At 57.6% G+C, this 15,227-nt stretch carries 14 protein-coding genes; 2 read left to right on the forward strand and 12 right to left on the reverse strand.

The window, feature by feature from the left end:
- Positions 1–15: 15 nt before the first annotated feature.
- From H1B31_RS00995 to H1B31_RS01015, 5 genes are all read right to left on the reverse strand, one after another.
- A complete protein-coding gene (locus tag H1B31_RS00995; protein WP_185980540.1) occupies positions 16–642 on the reverse strand; it encodes a sigma-70 family RNA polymerase sigma factor in 627 nt (208 codons plus the stop codon).
- A gap of 37 nt (positions 643–679) precedes the next feature.
- The gene (locus tag H1B31_RS01000; protein ID WP_185980541.1) at positions 680–5,005 is read right to left on the reverse strand and encodes a translocation/assembly module TamB domain-containing protein; all 4,326 of its coding nucleotides are present in this window, start codon (positions 5,003–5,005) and stop codon (positions 680–682) included.
- Positions 5,006–5,015: 10 nt separating this feature from the next.
- Positions 5,016–6,551, reverse strand: a complete 1,536-nt coding sequence (locus H1B31_RS01005) for a TolC family protein (protein WP_185980542.1) — start codon at positions 6,549–6,551, stop codon at positions 5,016–5,018.
- Between the two features lie 186 nt (positions 6,552–6,737).
- Positions 6,738–8,822 (reverse strand): flagellar hook-basal body complex protein, encoded by a 2,085-nt coding sequence (locus H1B31_RS01010; RefSeq protein ID WP_185980543.1) that lies wholly within the window; start codon positions 8,820–8,822, stop codon positions 6,738–6,740.
- A gap of 23 nt (positions 8,823–8,845) precedes the next feature.
- Positions 8,846–9,220: a TIGR02530 family flagellar biosynthesis protein gene (locus H1B31_RS01015; protein WP_185981194.1), complete on the reverse strand. Its 375-nt coding sequence runs from the start codon at positions 9,218–9,220 to the stop codon at positions 8,846–8,848.
- A 165-nt stretch (positions 9,221–9,385) separates the two neighbouring features.
- Between H1B31_RS01015 and H1B31_RS01020 the strand changes: the two genes are divergently transcribed.
- Complete coding sequence (locus H1B31_RS01020; RefSeq protein WP_185980544.1) at positions 9,386–9,580, forward strand: ribbon-helix-helix protein, CopG family; 195 nt, start codon at positions 9,386–9,388, stop codon at positions 9,578–9,580.
- Between the two features lie 108 nt (positions 9,581–9,688).
- Positions 9,689–10,459: an enoyl-CoA hydratase/isomerase family protein gene (locus H1B31_RS01025; protein WP_185980545.1), complete on the forward strand. Its 771-nt coding sequence runs from the start codon at positions 9,689–9,691 to the stop codon at positions 10,457–10,459.
- Positions 10,460–10,541: 82 nt separating this feature from the next.
- On the opposite strand, the gene H1B31_RS01030 is transcribed toward H1B31_RS01025, so the two are convergent.
- Genes H1B31_RS01030 through H1B31_RS01060 form a run of 7 tightly spaced genes read right to left on the reverse strand, consistent with a single transcriptional unit; the run spans position 10,542 to position 15,224 of the window.
- Complete coding sequence (locus H1B31_RS01030) at positions 10,542–10,751, reverse strand: antitoxin (RefSeq protein ID WP_066844021.1); 210 nt, start codon at positions 10,749–10,751, stop codon at positions 10,542–10,544.
- 12 nt (positions 10,752–10,763) lie between these two features.
- On the reverse strand, positions 10,764–11,063 hold the full coding sequence (locus H1B31_RS01035) for a BrnT family toxin (RefSeq protein ID WP_221933447.1): 300 nt from the start codon (positions 11,061–11,063) through the stop codon (positions 10,764–10,766).
- Positions 11,064–11,082: 19 nt separating this feature from the next.
- Positions 11,083–12,363, reverse strand: a complete 1,281-nt coding sequence (locus H1B31_RS01040; RefSeq protein ID WP_185980546.1) for an MlaD family protein — start codon at positions 12,361–12,363, stop codon at positions 11,083–11,085.
- A complete protein-coding gene (locus H1B31_RS01045) occupies positions 12,360–13,106 on the reverse strand; it encodes an ABC transporter ATP-binding protein (protein WP_185980547.1) in 747 nt (248 codons plus the stop codon). Before H1B31_RS01045 ends, H1B31_RS01040 begins: the two co-directional genes overlap by 4 nt.
- 12 nt (positions 13,107–13,118) lie before the next feature.
- Complete coding sequence (locus H1B31_RS01050; protein ID WP_185980548.1) at positions 13,119–13,886, reverse strand: MlaE family ABC transporter permease; 768 nt, start codon at positions 13,884–13,886, stop codon at positions 13,119–13,121.
- 25 nt (positions 13,887–13,911) lie between these two features.
- The gene (gene rnhA, locus H1B31_RS01055; protein ID WP_185980549.1) at positions 13,912–14,592 is read right to left on the reverse strand and encodes a ribonuclease HI; all 681 of its coding nucleotides are present in this window, start codon (positions 14,590–14,592) and stop codon (positions 13,912–13,914) included.
- An 11-nt stretch (positions 14,593–14,603) separates the two neighbouring features.
- Positions 14,604–15,224, reverse strand: coding sequence for an acyloxyacyl hydrolase (locus tag H1B31_RS01060; protein ID WP_185980550.1), 621 nt, complete (start codon positions 15,222–15,224; stop codon positions 14,604–14,606).
- Between the last annotated feature and the right edge of the window lie 3 nt (positions 15,225–15,227).

The following is a 15,227-nucleotide window of genomic DNA, read 5'->3' on the forward strand; positions in this document are numbered from 1 at the left end:
CTAAGTGCTAAGAAACTACCAATGCTGCATAAAGCGCGAGAGCATCCCGCGAATGCGACGAATTCCGTTTTTTTGCAGACGGTAGATCTGCGCCGGCGTCACGCCAAGCGACTCCGCCATTGTCTGCGCTCGTGCGCCACCGATCGTCACACCCTCGAGCACAAGGCGCTCCCGCGCAGGCAGGCGCTCCATCGCAGCGCCGAGCACGCCGACAAGCGCATGATGCTCCGCGAGTTCCGCAACTGATGGACGCTCGTCGACGAGCAGCTCCTTCGCCGTCTCGTACGCCTCCGTCTCCGCCTCGAGGCACGGCAGATCGACCCGCCCCTCACGGCGGAGAAAGTCCAGAATGCGCCCGCGCACGCGATGCACAGCGTAGAGGCTGAACGCTACGCCGCGCCTGGGATCATAGCGCTCCACCGCTTCGATCAGACCAATCGTCCCCTCCTGCACCGCATCCATCACGGCGGGCAGCGCGCGATAGGGCATGACCTCACGGAAGACGAGCGGCTGATACGACTCAATGATCCTCCGCCGCGCCGCCTCATCGCCGCGCTCCTTATAGGCGCGCCAGAGTTCCCCCTCCTCTGTCAGCGTGAGTTTCTGCACGTCGGCGAGCTTCTTTACATAATCCGAAAACACGGGCACACCTCCTTTTCAAAAACATAATACGACGGGATCAGAACCTGAACCGTGCCTCGACGCTGATGAGCTGATCCGAGCCCTCGCGGTCATACGAGATGCCGAAGCGGTCATTGAAGTCATACTGAATGCCGATCCGATGCGTATCCGACGCAGCGCCGAGCCCCTGCACATAGCGCAGGAGCACGCGGTCGCCGAAATACTTTCCGATCTCGACATTGTACTCGTTCTCGTTCTGCCGCACCGCCTCGTCATCCTTTGTCTCAAAGAGCGCGCCGCTCCCACTCGAGAGGCGAAGCACATCGAGATGGAGGAAGTTCTTCACAGAGTCCTCCACCTCCGAGAGAATGCTCATCTGCAGACCGATCGAGAGCACATCCGCCGCTGTAATGTTTCCCTCGCCGCTCCGATAGGCACTGCGCAGCGTCAGCATGCGGATGATCTCCTCTTCAGACATCTCCGGGCTCGATCCGAGGCGGAAATCCATATGGTCGAGCGGCCCGTGCGCCGAGAGGAAGACGCGCGTGTGCGTAAGACGTGCCTCCGCATAGAACGCAATCTCCGGCAGGAACGACTCCGGCTGGTTGAACGTGGCCGTCCCCTCGCGGATCTTGAACACCGTCCGCAGATAGCTCACCGTATCGCCGCGCCGCACGCCAATCATGCCCGTCGTATGCGGGTGACGCGTCGTACCGCCGAAATGCACAGAGCCCGACGGATGAATATCATAGAGGTTCGGACTGAAGAAATGCACATAGCGACCCACCGTCAGCCCCACATCGAGGATGATGTGCGGGAGCTCGTCGTCCGTCTCAGGAATCGACGGGATCGAGACGAGCGCGCGGTTGATGTCAATCGTTCCCGAGAGCTTTGGCAGGGTCTCGCCCCAGTACTCGCCCTCATTCAGACGCAGCGTGCCGCTGAGAGGTCCCTCAAAGAACGAGGTCTTGATCTCGAGCGCATTCATCACGAATGTGAAATCATAGGAGCGCAGCTCCGTACCCGAAAGCTCCGTACGCCCCGTCAGCATATAGGTGCCCGAGCCCATCTTGCCCGTGCACTCACGCACAGAAATGCTCTCGCCGAGCGCATCAATCCGCAGCTGCATATCCGTCAGCGGATGCTCGAAATAGCGCAGCTTCACCGCGCCGCCCGTCACGCGCAGACTGCCCGTAAGACGAGGGGCGGAAAGCGTCCCATGCACCTTCAGACTGCCCTCCGTACGTCCGAGCGCCCACTCCACCTGATTGGAAAACACAGGAATGAGCGAGAGATCGGCATTGTCGAGCGCAATCGTCAGATCGAGCTGATCGTAGGCATCCAGCGTTTCATCGCGATCCGCTGTGAGCGCACGCAGGGGCAGCGTGCCGTGCGCACTTGCCGTGTAGGCAATGCCGTCGATATACTTCGTCACCGTCAGCTCATTCAGGCGGATCACAGAGCCGCGCAGCTGCGCCTCTCCCGCCAGCTCATCGAACGTCGCGCCATTCGTGCCGCCGTTCTTCGCCGTCAGCTTCAGATCCGCCTCCGGCTGCCGCGTCTGCCCGCCGATATGCGCCGTCAGCGACACCGTACCCGTCACCTCCTGCTCTGTACCTGCAAAGCGCGTAAACATCCCAAGCGCAATATCCGTCGCCGTAATGTCCACATTTGCCGCGCCGTCAAAATCTGCCGTACCGACAGCAGAGAAGGAACCGCTCCCCTGCGCCCCCGAGAACTTACGGAGCGTCAGCACGCGATCCACGAGCGAGACGTCAAGCGCAACATCGCGCACGGGATAGGAGGCAATCGCCCCCTCTTCGATTGCACCCGTCAGATCGATCGACGGATTGTCCAGCGTACCGCCGAGCTGCACCGCACTCGTGATTGTTCCCGTAATGCGGCTCTCCTGCTGATTGGCAAGAGCGAGCAGCGCCGTAACATCCATTTTGTCAATATTCATCGTACCGCGCAGGGCGCGCGTCTCGGTATCATAGCGCAGACGCGCGGACACAGAGCCCTCCGTCCCCTGACGGAAGCCCGTCCGCTCCATGTCGATGATGCCGTTCTCATAGTGGACAAAGCTGGTAATCTCGCGCAGCTCCACGCCGTTCATCGTGATCTCGTCCGCCTTCAGTTTCCCGCGGAAAATAGGATGGGAGATCGTGCCCCCCACCTTGCCGTTGAAGACGCCATGCCCCGAGACCTCGTAGGGCAGCTTGTGCTCGAATCGCTTCATATCGAGATCGCGCACCTCAGCATCGAAATCAAGCACGCCCTGTGCGCTGATTGTGCCGTTCAGCACCATATCCACCATCGGCGAATAGATGTGGAAGACCTGCACGCGGATGATGCCGTTATCGAGGAAGTAGTCGCCGTCCATACCTGAGAGCACCGCGCCCGCATAGCTGCCGCGATAGAAGTGAACATAGCCGACCGCATGCGGATTGTCAAGCGTGCCCGTGAACTTGATGATATTGTCGATGTTGCCCGTGATCGGCTGATCGGGCGCAACAAGCGCCGCCACGTCCTCCATGCGCGCGCCCATCGTATCAATCTGAAGATCGATGCGCCGCTCGCCCGTAAAGCCGATCGTTCCGTTCACGAGCCAGACCTCACGTCCGCCACGCTCCATCGAAAAATCATAGATGCCGATGCCCGAGAGCGAGCCATCTGCACGGAAAAGCAGGCTGTCAAACGGCTGATACATGAGATCGCCATTCGTCGCGGAGACCTGCATATCGACCTGCGGATCATGAATATCGCCGTGAACCTCGCCCGAGAAATCCGCAAGCCCAGAGAAGCTGAGGCGTTCGTCGAGATAGTTCAGCAGCGCGAGATCGGCATGCGCGCCGTAGAAGCGCAGATTGAGCGCAGAGCCGCGCATAATATGCCCCTCTACCCCCAGCTCCGTTTCATTCGGCAGCTTCGCACTGAGGAAATCGATCGTCAGATCGTCCCCGCGCAGCATAAAGGACACATTCGCACGCTCCACGGGAATGTTGCGGTACACGCCGTCCGAGAGTGCGGCGCTGCCGAGAACCGTGAGAGCTTCCCCCATCTGCCCGTCGATGCCAAGATCGGCGTGCAGCGTACCGTCCAGCCCCTCGGGCAGGGACACTGAGAGGGAGCGCAGCCCCGCAAGTGCGACATTGTCGACCGTCAGATGCGCCGTGTAGGTATTTTTCTCCGCAGTAAACACACCTGTGCCCGAGAGCGTCCCGCCGAACGCCTCCGCCGTCAGATTTTCGAACGAAATTGTGCCGTCAGCATAGGCAGCATCCGCCGCCGCATTTCGGAAGGAGACCCCGTTCACCGCCCCTTCCGCCGCCGTCAGTTTCCCCGTGACAATCGGCGCCGCAAGCGTCCCCTTCACGTGAAGATCTGCCGTCACAGCCCCCTGATAGGGGCTGTCCGCGAGAATGCGGTCAACGGCGAAATCCTGCGCACGCACAGTGAGATCAAGATAAGGTGCATCCGTATCGAGCCGAATCGTCCCGTCCACACGCGCGCGCTGCTCCGCCGCCTCCACTGTCGCAGCAACGAAAATTGCGCGCTCATTGAAGCGCAGTGCTGAGCTCTCCAGCTGCACCTGCGTCCCGTAAACATCTGCCGCGCCGCGCATACCGTCGATGCGGCCGTCCAGCGTCAGCACCCCGTCCACGCGATGCAGTTCCATCCGCACGGCATCTGCGTGCAGAGACGAGAGCTGCAACTCCTCGGACAGAGAGTTTTCCGGCAGGAGGTGACGCAGCTGCATGAAATCCGTATCTGAGGAACTGAGATAGAGCTCCTGGTTCCCGCCGACATACGCGCCGCGCACACGCAGAGGTACCCCCGAAAGGGCTCCCGTCGCCTCATAGGAGACATCGCTGCGGTCGATCTCCACTGCCCCCGCAATCTCCGTCAGCTCGTACGTGCGACTATCTGTCACAATGGTCGCCGAACCGCCCTCCGTGCGGATGCGCCCCTCGAACGTGCTCGGCTGACTGTCGTCCGCGCCGATATCATCATAATTCCACGAGCCGTCCGCGCGCTGCACAATGTCCGCATGCGCGCCCGTGAGCAGGATCTCGTCAATCGATGTTTCGGGCGATGAAAGCAAAGAAAGCAGACGAAGCGTCACCCGTGCCTCATCGGCACGGAGCACAACCTCCGCCTGCTTATCGTAGATTACGACATCGTCCATTTTCAATTCGTGCAGAGAACGGATCTCCACCGCACCGATGTGCACAGCCGTTCCCAGCTTCTGCGCCACGAGACGCTCTGCCATCTGTCCCGCCTCAGCCATGAATGCCTGAGCGCGTACGATATGGATGAGAACTGCTGCGCAGACGAGGACCGCGGCGATCACCGCCGCCCCGATATACGCCTTCCGTCTCATAGCAAACCTCTTATTTGTTCATCTCTGCCTCGTATGCGGCATTCGCCGCCTGTACGCGTGCCGCCGCAGCAGCACCGGCATCCGCAGGTGCACGTTCTGCAGTCGGGCGCACCTTGGCATCCTCCGGCGTTGCAAAGAGCACATCGTCATGCAGCTGTGCCGCCGCACGCGCCTCCTTTGCACGCGCACCGTCCTCCTCCGCCGCACGATACCGCACAGCATCGAGATCAACGGGCACGCCCATCGCATTGTCAAGGCTCGCCTTGCCCGTATTGTAACTGTAGAGCGCCGTTGAGTAGTTCATGCGTGCCGTCGTCAGATTGTCTGAGGCACGCATCACCTCAAGATTCGTCCCCACGCCCGCATTGTAGCGGACGCGTGCGATGTTGTAGTCCTCCTCTGCCTGCTGCACGGCCTTCTCCGTCGTCTTGATATTCTGCTCCGCCGCACGCAGATTCAGATACGCCGTACGCACATCAAGACGAATCTGCTCATCCGTCGCTGCGAGCGCCTCCTCCGCCTTGCGGAGCGTCGCCTTTGCCGCATCGACCTGCGCCGCCGTCACACCGTTGTCAAAGATATTCCACGACGCGCTCACACCCGCCGACCACGTATTGCTGCTCGTATGGTCGTCCTTGAAGGGGTGCTCGCCCGCAATCGAGCGCGTTGCCGCCGCATTCACCGTCGGATGATAGCCCGCCTTTGCCGCGCGCACGCCCTCCTCTGCCTGCTTTACCGCATAGACCGCCGCCGCACCATCCGCGCGGTAGAGCAGCCCGTAGTCCGTGCAGTCATCCAGAGAGAGCGTATAGCCCGCATAGCGCAGTTCATCGTTGATCGTGAGCGTCGTATCCGTCGGCACACCGATCACATTGTTCAGCGTTGCCACAGCGACCTCATAGTTGTTTCGCGCTGTCGTCAGATTCTGCTGCGCATTCGCCAGCTCCACCTCCGAGGCGAGCACGTCCGCACGCGCCACCGTACCCACACGGAACTGCGCGTTCACATCCGCGAGATGCGCCTGCAGCGTCGCCACCGTATCCTCACGCACCTTCACCAGATTACGCGCCTGCAGGATATTGAAATAATCCGTCGTCGCCGTCAGGCGGATCGACTGCTTCGTCTGCTCGAGCGCAAAGTCCGCCGAGTTCAGCCCGTAGCGCGCAGATTTGCGCTGTGCGTTCAGCGACGCGTTATAGACCGGCATCGAGATCGTGCCCGTATTGCCGTAGTTATAGTCGTAATTTTTGCCCGTCATGCGCGCCTGCGCGTACGCCTCGCCGCCAATGCGGTTCGCCGTCGCCGACCATGTCAGCGTAGGCCCCATCGATCGGTTCGCCTGCGCGAGCGCGGCGTGCGCCGCATCCACATCCGTCAGCGCCTGCTTGATCGTACGGTTATTCTCGAGCGCCATCTGCACGCTGCGCGAGAGATCCACCTGCATTGTCTGTGCCGATGCCGTCCCCGTAAAAAGTCCGACGGCGGCGGTCAGAGCCAGAGTCCGTACCAGTCGCGCCGCAAAACGTCCCCTATTCTTCAAAGCCATTTCCTCCTCGACCGCTGACGGGATATATCCGAACGGCGGGCTGCTCCAAACATAGTCAACACCATGAAATCGTATTGACAGGTTCTCTCATTGTATCAGTTCCCCTGTTTTTTTTCAAATAAATTTATCGTTAGGTGCAAAAGAGCCGCCGCCCGTGTGAGGGCGACGGCTCGCAAAGTGTAGATTTTACCGCTTCATACCAATCAACGTTTCGAGCATTTCGTCTCCAACCGTGATGGTCTTCGAATTTGCCTGGAATCCACGCTGCGTAACAATCATATCCGAGAACTGATCGGCAATATCGACATTTGACATTTCGAGCGCCGACGGTGTAATCGTACAGCCAAGATCCGAGGCCGTTTTCACATTCGCTGCACCGGAGTTATTCGACTGCTGATAGAAGTTTCCTCCAATGCGTGTGAGACCTGAGGCGTTGTTGAACTGCGCGATTGCAATCTGTGCCTCCGCCTTGATCTTACCATTCGAATAAACGCCCGTGATGGTTCCTGTATTGTCAATTGTGACGTTCTTCAGAACGCCCTCGGCATTTCCATCTGTCTCCGCCTTAATCGTGCTGCTGCCGCTGTACTGTGTAAGTGCACCAAGGCTGACCGTGACTTTATGCGACTTCGGCTCCTCCGCCCCCTCACGCTTGTAAGTAAGAGAAACCGTCGCATCGCCGCTCACATAGCGTCCCGTCTGGTCAAATTTCAAGCGCGTCTTCGTAAGACTTGCACTGACCTCCATCCCATTCGCTTCCTTATAGCTGTACGTATCACTGCCTGCAAGGCTCATATCCCACTCGTTCGCACCTACCTTGCGGAAGACAAGCGGGATGCTGTGTGCGCCGCCGAGACTGTCGTAGACGGTGAAGGTTGTCACCGAGGGCGGGTAGTACATCCCGCCGACCTTGTACTCGCCATTGACCGCGCCCGTAAAGACCTGCCCGTCCTTCATGGTGAGAGTAACTTCTGTCGGTTGTTTTGATTTTCGAGTAACCGATTGAATCGTCCCCTCACTGCCATTAACGCGCCCCTTATAGATATAACGCTGATTCTTCTCCGTAACTGTGAAGGGAGCCCCCGTCGTTGCTTCATTGGCATCCAGCACCGTACCATCACTATATGTATTGGGCGTATGGATTTTCGCTCCAGCGTCAGCTTCTATTTTTTTCTTCACCAGTGAAAAGTTCACTGTCTGTCCATCCGCATATGTAAAATCCTTAGGGTTTGGAACAGTGATTTTCACGTTCGTAAACGTTTGTCCGCCAATCGTTGCCGTAGCAAGCGTCAATTCTGTTGCTCCCGGGTTTGAGCCTGAGGCTTTTACCCCTGCCGATGCTATCGTTCCAGAAATTGTAGATACATCACCGATTGCATGCGTTCCAGTTGTATGTGTGACAGAAATGGGATTCCCCGAGCTGTCGGTAATCCCATAAACAGAGGATTTATCGCCCTCATAGGTCACTTTGACATTCGCCCCATTGGCCTCAACAGAGGTAACTGTCGACGAAAACAGCGCTTTCCCCTTCACAGGTGTGCCCGTGAGTGTAACAGTATCTGTTGTCTTAAATGGATAATCTGCAACACCATCTTCCAGCGGAATCGGTTTCGTCGTGCCTGTCATGCCAAGAGACATCTCGCCAACCGAACTCTCTGTATATGTTCCGAGAGACTTCTGCGTCCCGTCCTTATATTTCGCAACAATGCTTGCAATCTCATAGCCTTTCGTATCCGCATTGAGATTATTCAGGTAGCTTGCCGCCGTAGTCATCTGGGGCTGCATACTCTTGCCCGCCTTGATGGTGATATTTCCAGGCTGCTCCGTCGTCACCAGTTCGCCGTTCTCTCGTGCCATCCACCCCTGTACAAATGAACCATTGCCGGGCAAAACATAATTACCCTCTGCATCGAACTCAAATGCACCATCGCGCGTATAATAAGTCCCCGTGCTGTTCTTCATGATGAAGAGACCGTTGCCTGAAAGCGCAACATCGGTGTTTTTCCCAGTTCCCTGTGCACTCGCATCGGAAAAGATTGTGTCAATGGAGGCAACGTTCATACCAAGACCAATCTGCTTTGGATTGATGCCGCCCAGATTGCCGGTAGGTGCAGATGCACCAGAGCTCGTCTGATAAAGCGTATCTGCAAAAGTGACACGACTTGCTTTATAACCAACCGTGTTGATATTAGAGATGTTGTGTCCAATGACATCCATGCGGGTCTGATGACCTTTTAGCCCAGACACTCCTGAAAACAACGAACGCATCATAATAAATCTCTCCCTCAGAAAACCTATAAAATTGCAGCACTATCAATATTGGTAAAGATATTTTCCTTTGCACTTGCCTCGTCGAGCGCGGTGATAACGGTGCGGTTCTTGACCGAGACGACCATCGCGAGCCCTCGGCTCAAGTAGACGAGTGCATCACGCACGCCCTTTGCCGCCATGCGGTCGATGGCATCATCAAGGCGCGTCAGGTCGTCTGCCGTCAGACGAACACCGCGCTGCTCAATGCGCGTCTTTGCGTGTGAGGAAAATCGTGTGCGGCTGCCAGCCGCATCGAGCACCTCTTGGAAAACATGGTTGGGTAGAGACGTTCCCTGTCCCCTGCCGACGCGTGCGCTTCCTTGCTCGGCGCCCCCTTGTACAGCAGGATGTATCTCCATCATTTCACCTTTCACTTTATAACATATTTTATAACACATTTTTACACACACTATATCGTATGTTTTATATCTAAACTTAAATGAATTATAGACAGGTTTTACATCATCACGTCCAACATATATTTTGTAGTGCCTCATAGATACACTAATGATGAGGTGATACATATGAACACAAAACTGATGATAACCAAAAGAAAACGCGGAGAGGACGGGCACAAGACCCTGTCCATCCGCGTTCGGGAAGATATTATCAATCGACTTGACGCACTCGCTGACGAGACAGGACGCTCGCGCAACGAACTCATCGGCCTACTCCTCGACTTCGCCATCGACAACAGCGAGGTGGTTGCTGAAAAATAATTTTGCTTGTATTACGAGGATAAATGAAGTAACATAACAGCAGACATAACATTTTGAAAAATCTAGGTGGGGTTCAGCCTCTAAGTTTTGCTAAAAGGAGGTATCCGAATGTATGCGCATATTAAACTAAATATTCAAGACGGGATCGCGCGGATCACGATGGATCGCCCTGCATCGAACAATGCACTCGATGCTACGATGTTCCACGATCTAATTGCAACGGTCGAGTACTGTGAGGCGGATGAGTCCGTCAAAGTCATCATCATCACGGGCGCGGGCAAGAATTTCTCTGCAGGCGGTGACATCAAGGAGATGGCGTCATTCGACTTCATCAGCTACGAACTCTCGATCCTGACGAGCCAGGCATCGCTCGCCCTGCGTCGCTGCTCGAAGCCCGTCATCGCGATGGTGAACGGCGCAGCGGCGGGTGCGGGCTGCGGCATCGCGCTTGGCGCTGATTTCCGCATCATGACAGAGGAGAGCTGTCTGCTCACAGCGTTCTCCAGTGTCGGGCTGCCGGGCGATACGGGCTGCATCTACCATCTGAAACAGATCGTCGGACTCGCGAAGACGATCGAGCTGATGGCACTGAGTCCGCGCATCTACGGCAAGGAGGCATTCCGTCTAGGGTTGACGACGCGGCTTGCCCCCGACGGCAAGCTCGAGGAAGAGACGCAGGCGTTCGCCGAAAAACTGCTGCGCCGCCCGCTCAACGCACTCGCACTGCAGAAACAGCTCTACTACGAGGTGTTCTACCGTGACTACATGGCGTACAGCCGCATCGAGGCGGAGAACCTCGCAAAGGCGGGCGCATCCGCCGACCACCGCGAGGCGGTGACGGCGTTCCTTGAGGGACGAAAGCCGAAATTTAACCAATAAAAAAGACAGCCGAGAGGCTGTCATAGAAAATCAACAAAGAAAAAACCTCATGAAACAACACACATTGTTCCATGAGGTTTTTTTACTGCCATGACATATGTAATTTTCGTCCCTGAGCCGCACAATCGGACAGATAGAGGTTGATGAGCGTCTGGTAGGGAATTCCAACCTCTGCGGACTGCGCCTTGAAGTAGGCTACCGCTTCGTTATTGATATTGATCGTGATCTGTTGTCTGAGACGTTTGGTATAGGGATTTTTTATCGCATCCGAGAAATCATATTCTTCTTTCATAACATATCCCTCCTAAAGACGTTCCCAATACTGGCTTTCCTCTCTCTTGGTTGCTTTTCGAGCTGATATGAGGCGAAGCACGTCCCCCATACGATAACAATGACAAACAACCAGTACACGGCTTGCTTTACTCATCCCCATCATGACGAATCGCTCTTCTTCCTGAGAGTGCATTTCATCATACTTTAAGAGGGCTTCATCATCGTAGAAAACCGTCTCCGCTTCTTCAAAAGATACGCCATGTTTCTTTTGATTGGAGAGGTTTTTTGCTTCATCCCATGTGATGTTCATCCCTATCATTATATTATACATATATTCTACCGCCCGTCAATCAAAACTCCTGCCGCACGCCCGTATAGAATGCGCGCTTTTTCGAGCTGTTCACGTCGTTCCACTCGCCGAAGAGGTAGGTGCCGCCGCGCAGTTGGTACTGCGCGCGCAAACGGAGGGTAGGATCGTTCGGGTCGTAGGCATCGGCGGAGAATTTGAATTTCTCGCCCGCATAGGCGTCGACGCCGACGCCTGCCGCGCCCGCGACGACACCCGCACGCGCCCCAAATGAGGTACCGCGCGTGCCGACCTGTGCGTTGAATTTATCGCCGCCGCCGATGTCGTCCACGCCGAAGGTCGCATACAGCCCTTTATTTTCGCCGACATCGAGGTTGAAGTTCGTGCGCCAGTCGTCCGCCTTACCGCTGTACATGGCATCGACCTTTGGCGTGACCTTGACGTTCTGCAGACGTCCCATGAGTCCGTTCGCTTTGTCCGACATTGTGCGCGCGTTGTGAATGAGCGCGCGTGCATCCTCCTGCGTCTGCTTGTCTCCCGCGACCGCCTCTATTCCCTCTGCGATCCGCAGCATACGCTCGGAGGTCTCCGTGATATTCGTGAGCGTCTTTTTCATATTCTCTGCGGTTTGGGGGTCAGCACCGACGGTCTCGAGGTTCGTCATGATGCGCTCGACGCTCGCCGTGGTCTGCGCGAGGTTTGCCGACATGGTGTTCATATTGGCAAGCATTTCGTGCAGATTGCCGCGATTCTCCGCCGCCATCTGCTCGAGGGTCGCAGTCAGCCCGTCGAGGTGTGCCGTCATATGCTCCATGTTGACGACGAGCTGTACCATCGAAGTCTGGAAGCCCGGTGCGCCGACGATGTTGTTGATCGACGTGAGCATTGCCTCGACCTGAATAATCATCTTGTTCAGCTCGGTGAACATGGCGTCCATGCCCATCTCGTCCGTACCATAGAGGTAGTCGCCGCCTGTGTAGAAGTCCGTGCTCGCAGACGGCGTGATGATGACGAATTTGTCCCCCATGATGCCGGGCTGCCCAATGGTGACGGAGGAGCCACGCGGAATCTTCACACCGTCCTGAATGACGAGGGAGACGGTGACCCCCGTGCCGTCGTTCACGACCTCCTCGACGTGCCCGACGGGAACGCCCGAGAGGAGCACCTGCGCCTCGGGGTTCAGCCCGACGGCGCGCCCGAAGCCCGCATAGATCGTATAGTCATGCCCGCCGCCGAGCCGCAGTCCGCCAAAGAACATGACGACGGCAATGAGGAGCGCCGCGCCTCCGAGTGTAAATGCGCCGACCTTTGCCTCAGCACTCATGCCCCTGCCTCCCTTCGCTGGTGCAGCGTACGGAAAAATGCCTGTACGCGCTCGTCTTTTATATCCTGAAAGCGCTCTGCCGTGTCCACGGCGATGAGTTTCCCGTCGTAAATCATCGCAATGCGGTCAGCGATGCGGCTTGCGCTCGCCATATCGTGTGTGACCACGACGGAGGTCACGTCGAGTTTTCGCTGCATGTCGATGATGAGTTCGTCAATCTTTGCTGTCATGATGGGGTCAAGCCCCGAGCTTGGCTCGTCGTAGAAGATGATCTCGGGGTCTGTTGCAATCGCACGCGCGAGCCCCACGCGCTTTTTCATGCCGCCTGAGAGTTCCTGCGGCATGAGTGCTGCCGCATCGGGCAGGCCGACAAGCGCAAGTTTCTCCGCGACAATGCGCGCGATCTCCTCGTCGGTCTTCATTGTGTGCTCACGCAGCCCGAAGGCGACGTTCTCGCCGACGGTCATGGAGTCAAAGAGTGCAGAGTACTGGAAGACCATGCCCATGCGCAGACGCACGCGGTCAAGGGCGTTCTCCGTCATCGCCGCAATATTGTCCGCACCGATGTAGATTTCTCCTGCGCTAGGTCGATCGAGTCCGATCATCAGGCGCAGGAGGGTGGATTTGCCCGAGCCGGAACCGCCGATGATGGCGATGGTCTCCCCTTTTTCGATCGTCAGGCTGATGCCCTTGAGCGCTTCCTTGTCCCCAAATCGCTTGTGGACGTTGTTCAGTCGTATCATGGCGCCCTCCGTCTAAAAAAGGAAGAACGTCAGGACGGCGTTCAGGATGAAGATGACGATGATGGAGGTGACGACGGTCTGCATGGTAGCTTTGCCGACGCCCTCCGCGCCATTCGGCGCATTCAGTCCGTAGTGGCAGCCGAGGACAGCGATGACATTGCCGAAGAAGATCGCCTTGATGAGCCCGCCCGTCATGTCGTAGATCTCGGCGAACTGCGTGATGGAGTGCGTGAATGTGTAGGGCGAGATGCCCGAGTAATGCACGGCTGTGATATAGCCGCCGAGAACGCCGATCACATCGCCAAAGACGGTGAGGATGGGCACGACGATCATGCACGCGAGCATGCGCGGCACGATGAGGTAGTTCACGGGACTGACCGCCATAACGCGCAGGGCGTCGATCTGCTCTGTGACCTTCATGGTGGATACCTCCGCCGTGATTGCCGCACCGACACGCCCCGCACAGACGACGCCGACGAGAACGGGGCCGAGCTCACGCCCGATGCCGATGGCGATGACGGCGCCGATGGTGCTCTGCGCGCCGTAGCGGATGAACTCGTGTGCGATCTGGAGGGTCAGCACGACGCCCGTAAAGAGGAGGGTGAGTCCGACGATGAGGAGGGAGTCCGCACCGAGATGCGCCATCTGGTAGACGATGCTGCGCACGCGCAGGCGCTGGGTGACCTGCCGCATGGTCTCCCCGTAGAGGAGGGTGATGCGGCCGATGTTCGCAAGATGCGTGAGGACAATGTGCCCCACCAGCTCAAATATGCGCTGCATTGATTCCCTCCTATCCTTCATTTATTTATCGAGAAAGCTTCTCCGCCTCCGCGCGTGCGAGTTCATCGCAGCGCTCGTTGCGCTCGTTGCCCGCGTGTCCCTTGACCCAGTGGAACCGGACGCGGCGCGCGGCAAATGCCGCATCGAGCTGCATCCAAAGATCCTGATTGAGCACGGGTTCGCCGTCCGCCTTCTTCCAACCGCGCTTCTTCCACGCGGGCAGCCAGAACTTCGTAAAGGCGTTCTTCAGATACTGACTGTCCGTAAAGAGCGCGATGCGCGCGCCCTCGGGCACGGCAGACAGCGCCTCGAGCGCCGCCGTCAGCTCCATGCGGTTGTTCGTCGTCTCTGGGTCGCCGCCGCTCTTCTCCGTGACCGCGCCCGTTGCGACAGTCTCAATGACGGCAGCCCAGCCGCCCGCGCCCCCGGGATTTCTGAGGCAAGAGCCATCCGTGTGGATGATATAGTCTGCATCAATCGACTCTGCGGGCGCAGGGGCTGCACTCTTTTTCCCTATACACAGCGTGCCCACGTTCGCACGAGATGCACCGCCCTCTCCCGCAAGCCAGTCACGAGCCTCTGCTTCCGTCATAAAGCCCTTGTAGACTGCGCCCTGAAAGCCCTGTACCTGCGCCGCACACTCCCCCCAGACGGTGAACAGCCCCGTTTTGCGCCCACGCTTTACGGCGTAATATTTCTTTGCCACAAATTTTCCCTTTAATATGAATAACGATAGCCGATGGAGAAGCCCACACCGTTGTAGCCGGGGTTGCGCGTGCGCTGACCGTTCGAGACGTGATGACCGAGGTAGGCGACGCTGAGCGCGTTGCGGTCATTGAATTTGTACGTCACACGCGGGCCGATACGCCACATGAAGCCGTAGTTGCGTGTATGCGCGGGGTGCATGTCGTTGTAGACGAGGACAGCGCCCGTCGCGTCAAGGGATGCCTCCCATTTCGATCCGAGCGGCTTCGTCCAACGTATCATGTAAGCAGGACCCGCACCGACCGCAGACGAGTCGAGGCGCACGTCGGGCGTGTCCTTCTCCGCCCATGAGCCGACGGCACGCGAGACGGTCACGCCCCAGTGGAGCGACATCCCATGCATCTCTTTGTACTGGCGGAAGGCGTGTATGTTATAGAGGTCGATATAGCGCCGCTCGCCGCGATGCTCCAGATAGTCCATCTGGATCTCCGCCTTCTTGTCCTTTGCCTCCGCTGAGCCCATGTGCATCTCCATCGCATTGTCGTCTGAGCTCGGCGCTGCATGCACCGCAGCGGGCAGTACGAGTGCGCCGACGAGCGCAAATGCCGCAAGCGTTTTGTTTTGGAATCTCATTGC

This window comes from Selenomonas timonae (genome assembly GCF_014250475.1).
Lineage (GTDB): Bacteria > Bacillota > Negativicutes > Selenomonadales > Selenomonadaceae > Centipeda > Centipeda timonae.

What these genes read in the sequence shown, in the direction of transcription:
- H1B31_RS01000 (WP_185980541.1), bottom strand. Translation starts at nt 5,005, where the DNA reads ATGAGACGGAAGGCGTATATCGGGGCGGCGGTGATCGCCGCGGTCCTC.
- H1B31_RS01005 (WP_185980542.1), bottom strand. Translation starts at nt 6,551, where the DNA reads ATGGCTTTGAAGAATAGGGGACGTTTTGCGGCGCGACTGGTACGGACT.
- H1B31_RS01010 (WP_185980543.1), bottom strand. Translation starts at nt 8,822, where the DNA reads ATGATGCGTTCGTTGTTTTCAGGAGTGTCTGGGCTAAAAGGTCATCAG.
- H1B31_RS01015 (WP_185981194.1), bottom strand. Translation starts at nt 9,220, where the DNA reads ATGGAGATACATCCTGCTGTACAAGGGGGCGCCGAGCAAGGAAGCGCA.
- H1B31_RS01020 (WP_185980544.1), top strand. Translation starts at nt 9,386, where the DNA reads ATGAACACAAAACTGATGATAACCAAAAGAAAACGCGGAGAGGACGGG.
- H1B31_RS01025 (WP_185980545.1), top strand. Translation starts at nt 9,689, where the DNA reads ATGTATGCGCATATTAAACTAAATATTCAAGACGGGATCGCGCGGATC.
- H1B31_RS01030 (WP_066844021.1), bottom strand. Translation starts at nt 10,751, where the DNA reads ATGAAAGAAGAATATGATTTCTCGGATGCGATAAAAAATCCCTATACC.
- H1B31_RS01035 (WP_221933447.1), bottom strand. Translation starts at nt 11,063, where the DNA reads ATGTATAATATAATGATAGGGATGAACATCACATGGGATGAAGCAAAA.
- H1B31_RS01040 (WP_185980546.1), bottom strand. Translation starts at nt 12,363, where the DNA reads ATGAGTGCTGAGGCAAAGGTCGGCGCATTTACACTCGGAGGCGCGGCG.
- H1B31_RS01045 (WP_185980547.1), bottom strand. Translation starts at nt 13,106, where the DNA reads ATGATACGACTGAACAACGTCCACAAGCGATTTGGGGACAAGGAAGCG.
- H1B31_RS01050 (WP_185980548.1), bottom strand. Translation starts at nt 13,886, where the DNA reads ATGCAGCGCATATTTGAGCTGGTGGGGCACATTGTCCTCACGCATCTT.
- H1B31_RS01060 (WP_185980550.1), bottom strand. Translation starts at nt 15,224, where the DNA reads ATGAGATTCCAAAACAAAACGCTTGCGGCATTTGCGCTCGTCGGCGCA.